The 16,563-nt window shown below is 47.0% G+C and carries 12 protein-coding genes and 1 other RNA gene; 4 read left to right on the top strand and 9 right to left on the bottom strand.

Translation table 11 applies throughout. From position 1 onward, the window contains the following. Positions 1 to 179: 179 nt before the first annotated feature. Positions 180 to 2,036: a L,D-transpeptidase family protein gene (locus tag HMPREF1492_RS02205; RefSeq protein ID WP_035435493.1), complete on the top strand. Its 1,857-nt coding sequence runs from the start codon at positions 180 to 182 to the stop codon at positions 2,034 to 2,036. Positions 2,037 to 2,117: 81 nt separating this feature from the next. On the opposite strand, the gene HMPREF1492_RS02200 is transcribed toward HMPREF1492_RS02205, so the two are convergent. The 7 genes from HMPREF1492_RS02200 to dnaE form a co-directional block, all read right to left on the bottom strand. Next, positions 2,118 to 2,513: a hypothetical protein gene (locus tag HMPREF1492_RS02200; RefSeq protein ID WP_035435491.1), complete on the bottom strand. Its 396-nt coding sequence runs from the start codon at positions 2,511 to 2,513 to the stop codon at positions 2,118 to 2,120. Between the two features lie 14 nt (positions 2,514 to 2,527). Then, positions 2,528 to 3,595 (bottom strand): Holliday junction branch migration DNA helicase RuvB, encoded by a 1,068-nt coding sequence (gene ruvB, locus HMPREF1492_RS02195; protein ID WP_035435489.1) that lies wholly within the window; start codon positions 3,593 to 3,595, stop codon positions 2,528 to 2,530. Beyond that, on the bottom strand, positions 3,595 to 4,227 hold the full coding sequence (gene ruvA, locus HMPREF1492_RS02190; RefSeq protein ID WP_035435487.1) for a Holliday junction branch migration protein RuvA: 633 nt from the start codon (positions 4,225 to 4,227) through the stop codon (positions 3,595 to 3,597). The genes ruvB and ruvA overlap by 1 nt, the downstream gene beginning before the upstream one ends. Then, positions 4,224 to 4,727, bottom strand: coding sequence for a crossover junction endodeoxyribonuclease RuvC (gene ruvC, locus HMPREF1492_RS02185; RefSeq protein ID WP_035428717.1), 504 nt, complete (start codon positions 4,725 to 4,727; stop codon positions 4,224 to 4,226). Before ruvC ends, ruvA begins: the two co-directional genes overlap by 4 nt. 61 nt (positions 4,728 to 4,788) lie before the next feature. Continuing rightward, positions 4,789 to 6,576, bottom strand: coding sequence for a nitrilase-related carbon-nitrogen hydrolase (locus HMPREF1492_RS02180; protein WP_035435484.1), 1,788 nt, complete (start codon positions 6,574 to 6,576; stop codon positions 4,789 to 4,791). A gap of 134 nt (positions 6,577 to 6,710) precedes the next feature. Further along, a complete protein-coding gene (locus tag HMPREF1492_RS02175) occupies positions 6,711 to 7,076 on the bottom strand; it encodes a desulfoferrodoxin family protein (RefSeq protein WP_035435483.1) in 366 nt (121 codons plus the stop codon). A 109-nt stretch (positions 7,077 to 7,185) separates the two neighbouring features. Continuing rightward, on the bottom strand, positions 7,186 to 11,022 hold the full coding sequence (gene dnaE, locus HMPREF1492_RS02170; RefSeq protein ID WP_035435480.1) for a DNA polymerase III subunit alpha: 3,837 nt from the start codon (positions 11,020 to 11,022) through the stop codon (positions 7,186 to 7,188). A 327-nt stretch (positions 11,023 to 11,349) separates the two neighbouring features. Between dnaE and HMPREF1492_RS02165 the strand changes: the two genes are divergently transcribed. Then, positions 11,350 to 12,708, top strand: a complete 1,359-nt coding sequence (locus HMPREF1492_RS02165; protein WP_035435478.1) for a C1 family peptidase — start codon at positions 11,350 to 11,352, stop codon at positions 12,706 to 12,708. A 74-nt stretch (positions 12,709 to 12,782) separates the two neighbouring features. Next, on the top strand, positions 12,783 to 14,252 hold the full coding sequence (locus tag HMPREF1492_RS02160; RefSeq protein WP_035435476.1) for a C1 family peptidase: 1,470 nt from the start codon (positions 12,783 to 12,785) through the stop codon (positions 14,250 to 14,252). A gap of 300 nt (positions 14,253 to 14,552) precedes the next feature. Here HMPREF1492_RS02160 and HMPREF1492_RS02155 read toward each other — a convergent pair whose 3' ends face one another. Together HMPREF1492_RS02155 and HMPREF1492_RS02150 are read right to left on the bottom strand one after the other, a co-directional pair. Beyond that, the gene (locus tag HMPREF1492_RS02155) at positions 14,553 to 15,194 is read right to left on the bottom strand and encodes an IMPACT family protein (protein ID WP_035435474.1); all 642 of its coding nucleotides are present in this window, start codon (positions 15,192 to 15,194) and stop codon (positions 14,553 to 14,555) included. A 22-nt stretch (positions 15,195 to 15,216) separates the two neighbouring features. Next, positions 15,217 to 15,747: a PTS sugar transporter subunit IIA gene (locus HMPREF1492_RS02150; protein WP_035435473.1), complete on the bottom strand. Its 531-nt coding sequence runs from the start codon at positions 15,745 to 15,747 to the stop codon at positions 15,217 to 15,219. 207 nt (positions 15,748 to 15,954) lie between these two features. Between HMPREF1492_RS02150 and rnpB the strand changes: the two genes are divergently transcribed. Continuing rightward, positions 15,955 to 16,322, top strand: an RNA gene (gene rnpB / locus HMPREF1492_RS07205) — RNase P RNA component class A. Positions 16,323 to 16,563 lie beyond the last annotated feature (241 nt).

The raw sequence follows: 16,563 nt of genomic DNA, 5'->3' as shown, positions 1-16,563 counted from the left end.
TCCTTTCTGAATTGGTTGTGGTGACTATATTTTAGGAAATAACCGCACTTCTTTTAAATGACTGAAATGCTCTCTTACACCACTTTTTGGGACACAACCAGGATTAATTTACGAGAACAATAACAGACATATCAAACTATTATTTATATAGAAAGTTATCCCCCTAAAAAGGATATCCCATGAAAAAGAAGACACAATCTCCCTACAAGCCATCTGCACAAAAGCTTATTGCGGCTGCTTCGTTGAGTGCAGCCCTGCTTTGCGGACTCCACGCTGCTCCTGCTCTTGCAGAGACCGCTGATACTTCAGCAGTAAGTGCTCCAGTTGTAACAACTGAAACTACTGCAACAGCTGAAAATACTTCTCCTACAGCAACTGAAAGCTCTCAGCCTGCTTCACCTGCAGCACCAACGACAACTACTCCAACAACAAACCCGACACCTGCTGCTCCAACAGAGAATACAACGCCTACTCCTCAATCTTCTAGGTGGAGACAAGAAAACGGTCAATTCCACTATTACAAAGAAGATGGAACACTTGTCACAAGCCAGTGGATTAAAGATGATTCTGGTTGGCACTATGTAGATGCTGCTGGTAATGCAGCCAAGGGTTGGTATACAACACCTAATGGGAAAACTTGGTATTTTGATCCTTCTCAGGATGCTTATCCAGCATTTGTAGGTGCACATCTCATTGATGGAAAGGCTTACTTTTTTGATGAGGGCTATGGTCTTGTCACCAAAGGATGGGTACATCATCAAGATGGCACCTGGTCCTATATTGGCTCAGATGGTTCTTTCCTCTCCGATTGGAAGCAGTTGCCAAACGGTAAGTGGTTCTACTTTGACACTGAAGACCCCCTCCATCGTATGAAGGTTGGAGTTGTTCAGCTTTCTAGTGGAACTTTCTATGTAGATGAGAGCACTGGAATGACTTCTAATAGCTGGGTGCACCTGCCAAACGGAGGCTGGGCCTGGGCTCAGTCAAGCGGAGCTTTTGCATCTGGCTGGTTCAATACGCCAAATGGCAAAACTTGGTACTTTGACTCTACAAAGTTAGGTAATCCCGCTTACATTGGCGAGCATTCCATTAACGGCAAAGACTATTACTTTGACGAAGGATATGGTCTTATCCGTAATTCTTGGGTAACTCTTACCAATGGCGTAAAACGCTGGGCTGGTCCAGATGGAATGCTGACTGGACGTCTTTCTCCTAATGGTATCTTTACGGCTGATAACGGCACTCAGCCTACAGGTACCGTAAAGCTTCCTGGGCTTACTCTTCACATTGGCTCAGACCACAAAGTAAAGACTGGTTGGGTAAAAGAAAACGGCAAAGACTATTACTATCTCAATGATGGCTCAGCCGCCTCTGATTGGGTCAATATCCAGGGAACGTATTATTACTTCAACACAAACGGCGAAAAACAAACTGGCTGGGTTCACCTCAAAAGTGGCTGGTATTACCTGGGTGCTGACGGCAAAATGAGAACCGGCTGGATTAAAGATAATGGTAAGGACTATTATCTTGATTCCAACGGAACTATGGTAACTGGTTATACTACCTGGGGCGGCAAGCTCTATTGGTCCGATGCAGACGGCGCCATGGAGGAGCAACCTTGCTACTACCCTGATATGTATCGTTATGCGCAGAACTATTACAGCGCTACTAACTGGCTCATCCAGATTGATACTACCGGCAATCGCTTTGCTGTATATAGGGGCTCACACGGCAACTGGGTTGTTTGGTACGAATGGCAGTGCACTACAGGAGCACCAGGCATGTGGACTCCTCATGGTCAATTTACCGTAGGTAACAAGGGCCTCTACTTTGGCTCTGGTTATAGATGCTGGTACTACACAACTATCTCTGGAGAGTATCTTATTCACTCCATTCTCTATAACTCCGACGGTTATACCGTCCGTGATGGTAGGCTTGGATACAACGGTTCCCACGGTTGCGTACGTCTTGCAACAGAAAATGCTAAGTGGGTTTATGACAACATCCCTTATGGAACTAAGATTGTCATTTGGTAATCCAACTAGTTACATCGCTCTATAGCAATAAACCCCAACTCATATTGAGCTGGGGTTTATTTGTTAGCTTATAAAATGTGGTTACGCAAAATACTTTGCTTCAAAATCCTTAAATTGCTCTGGAGTAGCGTTTTGATCTACCGAGAAGGACTGTGCAACCGCTACTGCCTGCTGTCTTCTGAGTCCAGCCTTATCCTCGTCTCCTAGTTGCTCATAAACGTGAGAGAGCCTATCGAGGGCATACACCACATACTCTGCAACTGAATCAGCTACGCCGGAGAGCAACATCATGGTTACAAGAGAGTCTGGCGAAAGCGCAAGAGCAGTCTCTGGGCTCAAATCAATGAGCTCTGCAACAGCTGCCTCTACCCCATCGAGTGACTCTTCAGATTGAGTCTCTAAAGCATTTCCCAAACCTGCTGTGACCGTTGAAGTAAAGTCATCGATTACTTCCAAAATGTAATCTCGTTGAAGCATTTTGTTCCAATCTACTAGTTAGTAGGAACAGGAATACGTAAGTGATCAAATGCAGCATGCGTTGCCTGTCTACCTTGAGGTGTTCTAATAATAAGCCCTTGCTGCAAAAGATATGGCTCATAAACATCTTCAAGTGTAGACGGATCCTCTGAGACTGCACTTGCAATGGTTGTGAGACCAACCGGACGACCTCTGAATGTCTCACAAAGCGCACGTAAAACACGCACGTCCATTACATCTAGACCAAGCTCGTCAATCTCAAAGAATGAAAGCGCTTCTGAGGCTACCTGCCAGGTAATAGTACCTTCAGCTTTAACTTGTGCGTAATCTCGTACGCGTTTTAACAGACGGTTTGCCAAACGCGGTGTACCTCTTGATCGAGAAGCAATTTCAGCAGCTCCCTGCTCATCAACTTCTACATCAAGGATGTTTGCCGAGCGCCTGACAATAGTCTGAAGCTCAGGAACAGTATAGTAATCAAGACGATAAGAAATACCAAAACGATCACGCAAAGGGCCAGTTAGAAGTCCTGTTCTTGTTGTTGCAGCTACAAGAGTAAAGCGTGGAATATCAAGCCTGATTGACCTTGCCGCAGGGCCTTTGCCAATAACAATATCTAAGAAGAAGTCTTCCATTGCTGGATACAAAATTTCTTCAACCTGGTGATTAAGTCTGTGAATCTCATCAACAAAGAGGATATCTCCCTCTTCAAGATTGGTGAGAATTGCTGCTAAATCTCCTGCTCGCTCAATTGCGGGGCCAGAGGTTGTATGAAGCTTTGATCCCATTTCTCCTGCTAAAACACCTGCAAGTGTTGTTTTACCAAGGCCTGGAGGGCCAGAAAATATAACGTGATCGAGCGGCTCATTACGACTTTTTGCTGCCTCAATAAGAACACGGAGATTAGATTTAACGCGCTCTTGACCAAGATACTCATCAAGAGTTTTTGGTCGCAAGTTTCTATCTTGCTCCAAGTCTTCTGCCTGAAGCCCACTAGAAACTACACGTTGAGAAGTGTGTCCTGGAAATGGAGCTGGAGTAGACGACGACTCAAATAGGTTATCTGCATCTGCTTCCCACATTAATTACCACTTCCCAAACGCCTTAGTGCATATCCAATAGCAGCTTCAATTGTAATAGCACCAGCCTCTTCATACCCCTCAAGAGCAAGCGTTGCTTCCTGAGAAGTAAAGCCCATTCCAAGAAGAGCCTCAATAGCCTCTGATTCTACAGAGGTTACAGCAGGTTTTGGAATAGCAGCAAAGTCTGCAGGAGACGTAAGACCAACAAGCTGCTTAAGCTCTGCATCTTTTGCGAACACATCAGAAAGTTCAATTACTAAGCGCTCTGCCTTCTTTTTACCAAGGCCAGACACGCTCTTAAGACGATTTCCGTCATTGGTAGTCACAATTACCGCAAGTTGCTGTGGAGTAAACGTAGAAAGCACAGAAAGAGCCAATTTAGGACCTACTCCAGAAATTGCACGCAAGCGATCAAAGAGCGCACGCTCTTCTCGCGAAGCAAAACCAAAGAGTTCCATTGAATCTTCTCTGACCACCATACGAGTTAAAACGGTAACGCCTGCTTCACCCGCTTGTGGAAGCGCGGCAGCTGTTGAAGCTGATATACCCAGCTCATACCCAACGCCATTAACGTCGAGAATAGCAACTGAAGGAGTAACGGATACAAGTGTGCCCGTAAGCTGGACAATCATAGTTGTATTCTTCCCTTTCCAAGCGAGGTGGTTCTTACAAGATTAGCGTGACAAACTGCGGCAGCTAAAGCGTCAGCCGCGTGATCTGGATGAGGCTGATGGTCCAAGCACAATATGTTTTGAACCATATACATAACCTGCTGTTTATCAGCAGCTCCTGTACCGACAACAGCTTGCTTTATCTGCATTGGAGTATATTCTCCAACCGTAAGACCTGCTTTAGAACAAGCGACAATAGCAGCACCGCGAGCATGTGCAGTAGGAATAGCAGATTTAACGTTTTGTCCAAAGTAAATGCTCTCAATAGAAAGAGCTTCTGGTGAAAACTTATCTATAACCTCAACAATCTGGTTATAGATTCTTCCCAAGCGCATATCTATTGGTTCATCTGCGGTTGTAGTTATGCATCCATAGGCGCGTGCACGGCATTCAGAACCCCTTGTCTCTACAATTCCCCATCCAGTGTGAGCAAGACCAGGGTCTATTCCAAGAATTACCATTGCACCTCCTAATATAGAACGTTCGTTCTATATTATCACAGAGTATGCGCAAACGATGCAACTAATTTTCTGAGAAAGGGCCTCTCCACATTTTAGGGTCAACCATGCCAATTTGTGCATCAGATTCTTGTGCCAGCTCTTTTAAAAGCTCCAGCATATCCTTAAAGCCCTCCTGAGCCTCTGTTGGATCGACTGACAACTCAGGCAGATGCATAGAAGTTCCTTGAATTTCTCGCAAAGAATTTCGCAAGGACTCTACCAGGTCAGATTCGGAAGCCTTTGTATCTCTAATTTTGTCTTGCCAGACTGATGCGTGTGGAATTTGAGCGTTGGTGAGGCTCTTTGAAGACATTTCCAGAACCTCAGTGGTATTTCTGCGGTCTTTTTGGCGAGCGTGAAGCATAGAAATAATTGCTTTGACCTCGTCAACCTTTCCCATTTCTTCCACAATGGCAGAAATGCTCTTATTCCACTCAAGGTAGCTGGTAAGCACGTAATCAACAAACTCAATGCGTTCTTGAGGCGTCGACGCGGCATTTTCTAGCCCATCAGTTACAACCTCAGAGATATTCTCGAGGACTGCATGGTCAATAGCTGGCGAGAAGGTATTTCTTACCCTTGCAAGGTCAACAATGTCTGCATGATATATATCTCCCAGAGGCCACAGAGAATGCGCACTAGAAATCTCTGTTCCTTTGAGTGCAAGGATGGTTTTATCGGCAGTCTCAAGCGTTAAATAATTGTGCTGGTCAGCGTATGCATAGCCGTATGCACTCACCAATTTTGTATCGGTCAATGTCGAGAAAACCGTGCTATTCACAGCAACTTTATTAACCCGAAGTCTTGCGGTAAGCAACTCTGCAGCACTTGTTTCTCGAGAATCTTTGTTTGGAAGCAACAGTACGTGGACGCGCATAGGACCTAAAGCGTCTGAGGCAAGCGCAACGGTGACAAGAGAATTGAGCGAACCGTCAACTGCAATAAACACGCCGTCAAAGCCCGACTTTACCGTGTAGTCTCGCACTCCTGTAGCTAATACACCCCAGGTAGTAAGCGCGCTGTTATAGACACCCGCAGTATCTTCTCTATCAAAGTTTTCAATAGTATCTTGGTCAACCTCGCAGACAACCATGTCTTCTGAGAAAGACGCTGCTTGTTTGACTAAATCTCCTGAAGGAGACAAGAAGAAGCTTGAACCACAAAACACCTGGTTACCATAGGCGCCAACAGCGTTTGCAGCGATAAGCCAGCTATCAAACTCCTCGACATCTCCCAGATAGCGGCTTTCTGCCACCGCCATGCCCATGGCGGACGACGAATCATCAACAGCAAAGCCAAAATACGGCAAGTAAATGACAGCATCTAACGAGTCGTCAACATCTTGCCACGCGTCAAGATCGTCGTAGGTAAAAGCGACGCCAAACGTAAGACCGCCTGCTTCAAATTTTGCGAGCTCAAAGGTATTCTCGCCAGATGTTTGTGCAGAGCTAGCAGAACGAGCAAGAGCGCTCATATGCGCTATCTGGGCAGTCAATTTCAGCGGGGTTACGGCTCCGTTTCTAACGAGAAGGGCCTCGCTCGCTGCACTTCCATCAAACTCTGTTACAACAGGAATAAGGGCCGCAATTGGAAGCCTTTCTGAAAGCGAGTTGATAATCTCCGAGAGGTCCGCAAAAAGTCCTTCTATGTCAGCCTCTGGCACGCTTAGCAGCCCTGTAAGAGTTGGCGCAGGATAAATGACTAGCTCAGCACCTTGCTGTTGAGCTCTCTGAGCATATTCCAGCATGGTCTGAGCGGTAAACTCGAAGTCTCCGGCCTGAGTATTCATTTGTGCAACTGCTATGCGCATACCATTCCTATCATAAAGTGCTTAATTTGTTTTTACCCAAAAACAAACAGGTGTAGTAAGAAAAAACGGAGCCGCAGGTAGCAGCTCCGTTTCAATTCACAGATTAGTCTTGCTTGTTGAATAAGCAACCAGTCTTAGAGAGAAGCCTTCCAAAGACCGTGAAGGTTGCAGTACTCATAAGCCTCTGCCTCAACACCCTCCTCAAGAGTGAAGGTAGCAACTGGCTCCTGGCCAGGCTTAAGCTGTGCAAACTGAGCGCCGTTCTCAGAAACAAGAGCGATGAACTCAATGTAGTGCTCTTCGAGCATTGGATGAGCAACCTCGCCAACACGGACGGTAACGGTGTTGCCCTCACGAGTAACAAATGGAACGTGCTTTTCAGCTGCACCGTCAGTAACGCCAGCCTGGAGAAGCTCAAGGTCTGCTGCCTCTACGTTGCCTGCGACACCGTAAACAACAGCGCCTGTCTCCTTGTTACGATAAAACTTTGCGTCGATCATTTTTTCTCCTCTCACGACATCCGAAGATGTCAGAATTTCTTAGTAAGCGCTACTTAAATAGTAACAGTTATTACTTAAGAGTAACCTGCAAATTTAGAATCGACAAAATCTAAACAATCTGTGCGTATCCGCTTTGACCAATAAAATCTTTAAGCTCGGTCAAAAGAACCATGCTACGTCCATCAATTCTGGTGGGAATTTCCATGCGCATAACATCGCCCATGTCTGTTTCTACCCTAATCTCAATACAGTCCATGCCGGGATAGCGCGAGAAGATCTGTCCAAGTGTCTCGATAGCCTGTCTTTGAAGCTGAGAAGCAGGCATATGAATAACGAGTGTCTTTGGTGTGTTGTTAGCACTGTTAAGCTCAATAGGATTAACTTCTTGAGCAATAACCTGGTCTCCTCTATCAGAGCGCTCAAGCTTTCCAAGAACAGAAATGAAGATGTCGCTCTGGCTCTCACCAGTCTCTGGGTCAACATCTCCAGCAAGAAGTCTTGCAGCCTTCTTGTAGAGCTTAGGGAACATGACAATAGTGACGCTACCCTCCATGTCTTCAAGCGTAACAATTGCCATTGGGTCGCCATTTTTAGTAGTGCGCTTCATAACATTAGTAACCATGCCCGCAAAGCGAATTGGCTTACCTTCTGGAACTTTGAACTGCTGAGACATAGCACCGTTAGGAAGCTGAACCTCTACATTCTCTTCAATTTCTGCAAGGGCATAATCTCTGCTCTTAGCAAGGGCATACTCATATGGACGAAGCGGATGATCAGAGACATAAATACCTAAGACTTCGTACTCTTTGGTAAGTTTGAATCGCCTATCCCACTCAACGCCATCTGGCTCTGGGACACTATCACTAAAGCCGGAACCCTCTACCTCTGCAAACATATCAAACATAGAGAACTGGCCAACAGCCTTATCTTTTTGACGCTTAGTGGCAGCATCGATAATGTTTTGTGGGTTGTTCTTATCCACAAAGCTCATCATCTGCATACGGGTATAGCCTGTTGAGTCAAAAGCTCCTGCCTTGATAAGAGCTTCAACAACGTTGCGCTTTGCCTGGCTCGCATCAACACGATCGACAAAATCGTGAATGTTGGCAAAAGGGCCGCCCTTTTGGCGCTCAAGCATAATGGCTTCACCAACACCGGCTCCTACGCCGCGGATTCCTGCAAAGCCAAAACGAATACCCTCTTTAGTAGCCGTAAAGTCTTTACCGGACTCGTTAATATCTGGCGGAAGAATCTTGATGCCCTCATGACGGCAAGCGCTTACGTAGTGAACAATCTTATCCGTCTTGCCCATGTACGAGGTAAGAACTGCTGCCATAAACTCATGTGGATAATGCGCTTTAATCCATGCGGTCTGCATAACAAGAATTGCATAGCCAGCAGAGTGAGACTTGTTGAATGCATAAGATGCAAACTCAAGAACATCGTCCCAAATGCTTTCTGCAACCGAACGATCAAATCCATTACGAACTGCGCCGTTTTTCCAGTGAGCCTCCATGGTCTCATCAGTACCGTCATCCCAGTGCTGGACAACTTCCTGCATGAGTTTGATCTTCTTTTTTGCTACTGCTTTTCTGACCTTATCAGACTCGCCTGCGGTAAAACCAGACATCTTCATAGAAATCTGCATAACCTGCTCTTGGTAGACCATGGTTCCGTAGGTTTCTTCCAAGATATCGTGAAGACGTGGATCGTAGTCTTTGACTTCTTCTCTACCGTTCATACGGTTGATATAGCTGGTAACCATACCTGCGTTAAGAGGACCAGGACGATACAAGGCGATAAGTGCGACGATGTGCTTATATTCTGTTGGCCTCATACCCTTAATGGTTGCAGTCATACCTGCAGACTCAACCTGGAAAACACCAGCAGTTCTGCCTTCTCTAAGAAGTCTATAAATTTCTGGATCAGTAAACGGAATGTTATCTACATCGATATCAATACCGTAGTTATCCTTCACGTTTTTGATTGCACGGGAAATAACCGTTAGAGTTCTTAGTCCCAAGAAGTCCATCTTAAGAAGGCCCATGTCTGCGACAGAGTGACCCTCATACTGCGTAATCTCTACGCCGCCCTTGGTATCTACCTTGGTAGGAACGTGGTCATTTACAGGCGTAGGAGCAATCAAAACTGCACAAGCATGCACACCCTCACCACGATGCAAGCCCTCAATAGATAGAGCAGCATCAATGATTCTTCTAGCATCAGGGTCATTCTCGTACGCATCTTCAAAATCAGCGGAATACTGATCAGCGCCTTTTTGTCCTTCTTGAGCCTTATGAAGAACAAATTTAAGGTGAGCGTTAGGATCTCCTGGAATCATCTTAGACAGACGCTGTCCCATATAAACGGGATAGCCCAAAACACGACACGCGTCATTTATTGCCTGTTTAGCCTTGATGGTTGAATACGTAATAACGTGAGAAACACGATCAGATCCATAAATCTGACGGACGTGCTCAACAACCTCAAGACGACGCTCATCGTCGAAGTCCATATCAATATCTGGCATCTCTGAACGCTGTGGAGACAAAAACCTCTCAAACATGAGGCCATTCTCAAGAGGGTCAAACGAGGTAATATCCATAGCGTATGCAACAATAGCACCTGCTGCAGAACCACGACCAGGGCCTACGCCAATACCATTCTCTTTTGCCCAGCGAACATACTCCTGAACAATCAGGAAGTAATCTGCAAAGCCTTTTTTGCAGATGATGTCATATTCATACTCAAAACGGTCTTTAACGTTAATCTCATTGATGACAACGTTTTGCCAATCATCTCCATAACGTCTTGCTAGACCAAGCTCGCACTCTTTTCTAAAGCGCTCCTCTGAGGTCTCCCCCTCTGCCAAGTCTGGAAACTTTGGCAGGTACATATGGGTCCAATCCAGCTCATAGTTGCACTTATTTGCAACCTCAATGGTGTTCTCGATAGCTTCTGGACACCACGAGAAGATCTGGCGCATTTCTTGCTCACTCTTAAGGTAGAACTCGCTGCCTGTCATGCGTTTGCGGTTCTCATCATCAACACGAGCGCCCGAGCCAATGCAGGAAGCAATATCTTGGACGCTTGCATCCTCTTTAGTGAGATAGTGGTTATCGTTGGTAGCAACTACCTTAATACCAAGGTCATGACCCATCTTTACAATGCGCTCAGCAAGGGTTCTATCGGTATAGCCGCCCCAGCTTGGATCAGACAAGCCGTGGTCTTGAATCTCTAGGTAGAAATCATCCCCAAAGATATCTTGATAGATTTTTGCCCAACGCTCTGCTTCTTCTGGACGACCTTCAAACAACATACGAGGAATGATGCCAGAAACACAAGCTGAAGTGCAGATAATTCCCTCGTGATAACGCTTGAGCATCTCAAGCGTAGTGCGTGGCTTGTAATAGAACATATCTTTTGAGCCCGCCTCTGACATCATCTTCATCAGATTGACATAGCCGGTCTCATTTTTAGCAAGCAGGATAAGGTGATAACGAACCTGCTTAGTGCCCTTCTCAATACAATCATCAAGAATGAAATAAGCTTCACAGCCAAAAATTGGCTTAATAAGTGGAGAAGGTTTATTGGCTTTTACAGCCTCAATATTATGTGTTTGATTCCAAATTTGAACGTCAGAAGCCCACTGAGCATGAACCCTATCATGCTCACCAGCATTGGGATCATCTGTAGGAGGCTCTTCTAGATCCCAACCCTTTTCAAAACATTCCACATCATGACACCACTGGCCAAAGTCTTTAAGCGCCTCATTGTACTTACGGCATGCAAGGTCAAAATCTGGAATTCCAAAGAGATACCCATGATCAGTAAGAGCAAGTGCTGGCATACCAAACTCTACAGCTTTACTAACCATATCTGGGACACGGCTAGCTCCATCAAGAATGGAAAAATCTGAGTGGTTGTGGAGGTGAACAAATGCCATCTTTTTCTACGCTCTTCTCTTTGTGCTTCAAAATTTGTTCTTTTACCAAGGATTCTTATTTTCTTTGTATAGTGTAGCCGATTCGCCGGACAATAACTACTAATACAAACATATGTTCTATGTGCTAATACTTCTATTGCCGCTGGTAAATTGGATGAAAATATTTTCTCGCCAATTTCATAACGTCACAAAATCTCTCTTAGTTGGCGTGGTCCATCTGTTCAAAATTTTCTCAAAATAAAAGTTTCAAACTGGTAACTCTTAGACTAGGGACACCTTAATTGGGAATATAGTTTTTGTATTACCTATTCCAGTTAAGGAGACCATATGGATCAAATGAAAAGCATTTCCTTTGACGACATTGCAGCGGCTCAGAAGAACTTTGAGTCCGACCGCGCTCACACAGTAGCTAAGAATGCTGCTACCAGCGCTGGTGTTAGAAAAGCAGCTCGTGTACCAGAAGGTGTTGCCCTTAATCCTCTTACCTTTGATGTTGAGGTAAAGCAGGGTGACCGCACTAATCAGAAGCGCTCTGGTCGTTGCTGGATGTTTGCATCACTTAATACGTTTAGATATCGCATCATCAAGAAATACAACCTCTCCACTTTTGAGCTTTCCCAGGCATATCCACTGTTTTGGGACAAGATGGAGAAGTCCAACTGGTTCCTTGAGAACATTCTGGATACCCTTGATGAGCCTCTAAATGGCCGTCTTGTATCCTTCCTGCTTACCGACCCAATTGGCGACGGTGGCCAGTGGGATATGTTTAAGAGCCTCGTAAAGAAGTACGGTGTAGTTCCAAAGAGCGCTATGCCAGAGACTGCTAACTCCTGCAACACCCACGAGATGGACGCATACCTTACCCGCTATCTTCGTAGTGCTGCAAAGCGTCTTCGTGAGACCGCAACAGCTGGTGAATCCCTTGAGTCTCTGCGCGAGATGAAGAAAGAGATGATGGAGGACGTCTATACCCTGCTGGTAACTTGCCTGGGTCAGCCTCCTGTATCTTTTGAGGCACGCCTGCGCGATAAGGACGACAACCTTGCTCTTTCTGGCACCTTTACCCCTCAGGAGTTCTTCGCTGAGACTGTTGACATGAACCTTGATGATTACATCTCAATCATCTCTGCACCAACCGCAGATAAGCCTTTCAACCACACCTACACCGTTTCCCGCTTGGGCAACGTTGTTGAGGGTGGCGGCGTTCGTTACCTCAACCTTGAGATTCCTGAGCTTAAGCGCCTTGCTGTGGCTCAGCTTAAGGACAACCTGCCTGTCTGGTTTGGTTGCGATGTTGCTCAGTCCTACCTTCGCGAAGAGGGCATCATGGATACCCGTGCGCTTGACGTTGACGGCCTCTTTGGCTTCCCTGTTGAGGGCGCACTTGACCGTGCTGAGCGCCTTGACTACGGCGAGTCTCTGATGACTCACGCTATGGTTCTTGAGGGTGTTAACTTTGACGCAGAGGGCAACACTACTCTTTGGAAGGTTGAGAACAGCTGGGGTAAAGACCACGGTCGCGATGGCTTTGACACCATCTCTGACCCTTGGTTTGACGAGTACGTCTACCAGATTGTTGTTGACAAGAAGTACCTCACTCCTGAGCAGCTCAAGACCTTTGAGACCGAGGAAGCAACCGTCCTCGAACCATGGGACCCAATGGGCTCTCTTGCAACGCTTCGCTAAGATACAAGCCATCTGGCGAGAAGATCGGTCTTCTCGCCAGGTTTTTCTAAACGCTACTAACAAAAGGAGCCGTAATGGCTGATCAGACCGTAAATCCACAGTGGGCAAACGAGGAAACCGCTGCATTTAGTGCAGACCGCGCTAACCGCGTTGCTCGCAATTCCGTAACCTCTATGGGTGTTTCCGCAGCTGCTCGCGACATCACCACCATGCGCACCTACGCTGACACCTACGGTGTTGCTGTTGCAAAGACCGGCGACGTCACCAACCAGCGTCAGAGTGGTCGCTGCTGGATGTTCTCTTCTTTCAACGTGCTTCGCCAGGAGGCAATCAAAAAGCTTGACGTCGATACCTTTGAGTTCAGCCAGGCATATGGCATGTTCTATGACAAGCTTGAGAAGGCAAACTCTGCACTTGAGTACATCATTCAGACTGCTGACCAGCCAACCGATTCTCGTGTTGTCAACACACTTCTGACCGAGGGCATTGGCGATGGCGGTTACTACTCATTTGCTATGAGCTTGGTTGAGAAGTATGGCCTGGTTCCTAAGGATGCCATGCCAGAGACTGCTTGCTCCAAGAACTCTACACAGATGGATGAGCGCATTGACCGCCTGTTCAGAAAGAGTGCTGGCGAGCTTCGCGCAGCATACGCAGCTGGCAAGTCTCAAGACGAGCTTCGTGCGCTTAAGCAGGAGCAGCTCAAGGGCTTCCACCAAATCCTTTCCGTCTGCCTTGGCGAGCCACCTCTGACCTTTGACTTTGAGTGCAAGGTTGGCAAAAACGCACAAGTAGATAAGGCAAAGCTCTCCCCTGTTGAGCCAAGTAAGGCTTCTGACAACAAGGACAAGAAGGACGGCGAGAAGGACGAGGAGGGCACCCAGATTCTTCGCGACTTTGGCATTACTCCTCTTGAGTTTGCTGAGCGCTATTGTGGCGTTGATCCTCGTGGCTATGTCCAGCTCATCTCTGTTCCAAGCAAGAAATACCCTTACGGCAAGGTGTATCACCCAACCTTCATCGATACCGTTTTGGGCGGCATTAAGACTCGCTTCTTAAACGTTGAGCCAGAGGTTCTTGAGGCAGCTACCATTGCTTCTTTGAAGGACGGCAACCCTGTCTGCATGGCCTGCGACGTTATGCAGGAGTTCCCTCGCCACAATGAGGACTTCAACTACGTCCTCTCAACCGACACCATGGATTACAACGGCCTTTTTGGCGTTGATTTTGACATGGATCGCGCCTCAATGATTGAGAACTATGAGACTTCCCTTACCCACGCAATGACCTTCCAGGGCGTTGAGCTTGATAAGGACGGCAAGGCTAAGCAGTGGCGCATTGAGAACAGCTGGGGTAAGGACTCCGGTAAGGACGGCTACCTCATCATGAGCGCAGACTGGTTCCGCCTCTACGGCGGCGAGGCTGATGTTCGTCGTCAGTACGTTCCAGAGGACCTGCTCAAGGTTTGGGACGAGGGCGAAGATGTCCAGATTGATTTCTGGGAGAACCTTGGCTACTCCCTTGGTGGCCGTAACCGCAAGTAAGGCACGCGCAACCACAGCCTACTAAACACGCACATAAAAGCACCTATGGCCGGTACAGAATTTTCTGTGCCGGCCTTGTTAGTGTATACTGAAATAAGAAAAACCTTATTTTATTTTAGGAGGTTTTAATGAAATATTTTTCAAAGGAACGTATAATTTTACGGTTTATTGTTATATTTCTTTTCCTCTTAATCTGGTATTGCGATTCCAGAGGCATGCTTCCAGAAAATGGCTACGCAATCCTTACTATTCTTTTATTCGGTATTTTTTGGTTTATTGAGGCTAGGTTTATCAAACCCACTAGAACAGATCAAAACGCGCCGCGCAGACCTCGGCTGTAATCTTTCCGGCGCTGAGCTCTGTCAGCGCATCCGTAAATGCCGTTTCTTCTCCGCACCTAAAGTCTATGGCGAGAAAAACGTCCGCTCCAAACTCTGCCGTTATTACCTTGCCGCCGGTATCTGAGACCAGGCGTTGAATCTGCTCATACAGGTTATACGGGACCGACAACTCCACCCTCACAACCTGCAGCATTTCCTGGACAGCAGACGCTTCCTCAGCAGCAGCCAAAGCCTCTTGAGTTGCTGCCGTATACGCACGAACAAGTCCGCCAGGCCCCAAAAGCGTTCCGCCAAAGTAGCGCGTGACAACGCAGCAGACGTTCTTAAGCCCCGCTCCGCGCAATACCTCCAGCACCGGCATTCCCGCCGTTCTGGAAGGCTCTCCGTCGTCGGAAGCACGCTCTGTACCGTCCTCCAAGATCCATGCAGGAACGTTGTGGCGAGCGTTATAGTGCTTCGCCCTCACTGTGGCGAGAAACTCTTGTGCTTCTAGCTCTGTTTCTACATGACAAAGCTGGGCTATGAAGCGGCTCTTTCTGTCTTCAAAGAGACCTTCCGCAACAAAGCCCAGCTTGAGTGTCTTGTACGATGTGTCAGACATGGAGCAACTATGCAACCGCAGCTTATGCGAGCACACAGACCTTCTCGCCAGCAGAAACTGGCTGGTCTGCTGCGGCAAAAATCTCTACGTTGCTGTACTCGCTAGAATTGGTGATAGCAAGAATAACCACCTCAGGATGACCCGCGTCCTTAACCTTATCCAGGTCAAAGATCATGAGTGGCTGACCAACCTCAACATGCTGATCCTGCTCAACAAGGGCGGTAAAGCCGTCACCCTTCATCTCAACGGTATCAACGCCTACGTGAATCAAAACCTCTTCGCCAGAATCGGCAGTAATTCCAAACGCGTGAACAGTTGGAGTAGTTGCGGTAATAGTGCCCGAAACCGGCGCATACACAACACCCTCAGAAGGCCAAATGCCCAGACCCTGTCCAAGCATCCCACCTGCAAAAACAGGATCAGGAACGTTCTCTAGCGCAACAACTTTTCCGCTTGCTGGCGCATAAATTGTTTTAGCAGTGTAATCAGAAACAACAAGAGCCTCTGGTGTAGCTTCCTTGGAAGATTTCTTGAAAAGATCAAAGAGTCCCATGCTAGTCCTTTCGTATGTAAGCCTGTCCATCATAGCAGCATTCAAAGAGGCAACTGTTGCTTTTCATGAACACGACGTACCAAAATCACACCCTTCTCGCCACTCAACGTGTGGTGAGAAACCCGCGCACTCGCGACGTCTCATTTACTTGGAGATTGTTTGACTTCGGAGCTTCTAGCCTTATGAACGTGATACAATCGCCCATGCAAAGTGGACCAGACAACCGCGGAGTGCCCGTCCAGCTAAATGGAAGGGTGCTATGAGGAAAGTCCGGGCTCCACAGGGCAGGATGCTGGCTAACGGCCAGGCGGGGTAACCCGACGGAAAGTGCCGCAGAAAAGAAGACTCTCACCTGCGCATTCGCGTAAAGAGAAAAGCTGAAACGGTAGTGTAAGAGACTACCAGCATGCTGGCAACAGCATGGCTTGGTAAACCCCATCCGGAGCAAACGCAAATAGGAGCGCTATGGTGTGGCCCGCACTGCGCTCGGGTTGCGCGCTAGAGACCAGTAGCAATGCTGGTAGTAGATAAATGGTTGTCCGCGACAGAACCCGGCTTATACGTCCACTTTGCCTACTGAATACAAATCCCCCGTACGATTTCTGTGCGGGGGATTATGATTCTGCAGCGTGTTAGCACCGGCTTTTAGGCCTGGCGCACAAAATAGCGCAGCTTTGGTAGGTTTTGCCGAAGAATCGACATGTTATTAATCAAGATAGCTAGGCAGCTAGGCGGTCGCACTACCTGATATGCATCTCTATGCATAAACTTCATCTAATATGCTTGAAAATGAATAGACTTATATAAGAAATTTAA

It is taken from the genome of Atopobium sp. BS2 (assembly GCF_000565075.1).
GTDB lineage: Bacteria > Actinomycetota > Coriobacteriia > Coriobacteriales > Atopobiaceae > Lancefieldella.
Note: the sequence above shows the minus strand (reverse complement) of the source record. Positions and strands in the feature narration are given on the sequence as shown.

What these genes read in the sequence shown, in the direction of transcription:
- HMPREF1492_RS02205 (WP_035435493.1), top strand. Translation starts at nt 180, where the DNA reads ATGAAAAAGAAGACACAATCTCCCTACAAGCCATCTGCACAAAAGCTT.
- HMPREF1492_RS02200 (WP_035435491.1), bottom strand. Translation starts at nt 2,513, where the DNA reads ATGCTTCAACGAGATTACATTTTGGAAGTAATCGATGACTTTACTTCA.
- ruvB (WP_035435489.1), bottom strand. Translation starts at nt 3,595, where the DNA reads ATGTGGGAAGCAGATGCAGATAACCTATTTGAGTCGTCGTCTACTCCA.
- ruvA (WP_035435487.1), bottom strand. Translation starts at nt 4,227, where the DNA reads ATGATTGTCCAGCTTACGGGCACACTTGTATCCGTTACTCCTTCAGTT.
- ruvC (WP_035428717.1), bottom strand. Translation starts at nt 4,727, where the DNA reads ATGGTAATTCTTGGAATAGACCCTGGTCTTGCTCACACTGGATGGGGA.
- HMPREF1492_RS02180 (WP_035435484.1), bottom strand. Translation starts at nt 6,576, where the DNA reads ATGCGCATAGCAGTTGCACAAATGAATACTCAGGCCGGAGACTTCGAG.
- HMPREF1492_RS02175 (WP_035435483.1), bottom strand. Translation starts at nt 7,076, where the DNA reads ATGATCGACGCAAAGTTTTATCGTAACAAGGAGACAGGCGCTGTTGTT.
- dnaE (WP_035435480.1), bottom strand. Translation starts at nt 11,022, where the DNA reads ATGGCATTTGTTCACCTCCACAACCACTCAGATTTTTCCATTCTTGAT.
- HMPREF1492_RS02165 (WP_035435478.1), top strand. Translation starts at nt 11,350, where the DNA reads ATGGATCAAATGAAAAGCATTTCCTTTGACGACATTGCAGCGGCTCAG.
- HMPREF1492_RS02160 (WP_035435476.1), top strand. Translation starts at nt 12,783, where the DNA reads ATGGCTGATCAGACCGTAAATCCACAGTGGGCAAACGAGGAAACCGCT.
- HMPREF1492_RS02155 (WP_035435474.1), bottom strand. Translation starts at nt 15,194, where the DNA reads ATGTCTGACACATCGTACAAGACACTCAAGCTGGGCTTTGTTGCGGAA.
- HMPREF1492_RS02150 (WP_035435473.1), bottom strand. Translation starts at nt 15,747, where the DNA reads ATGGGACTCTTTGATCTTTTCAAGAAATCTTCCAAGGAAGCTACACCA.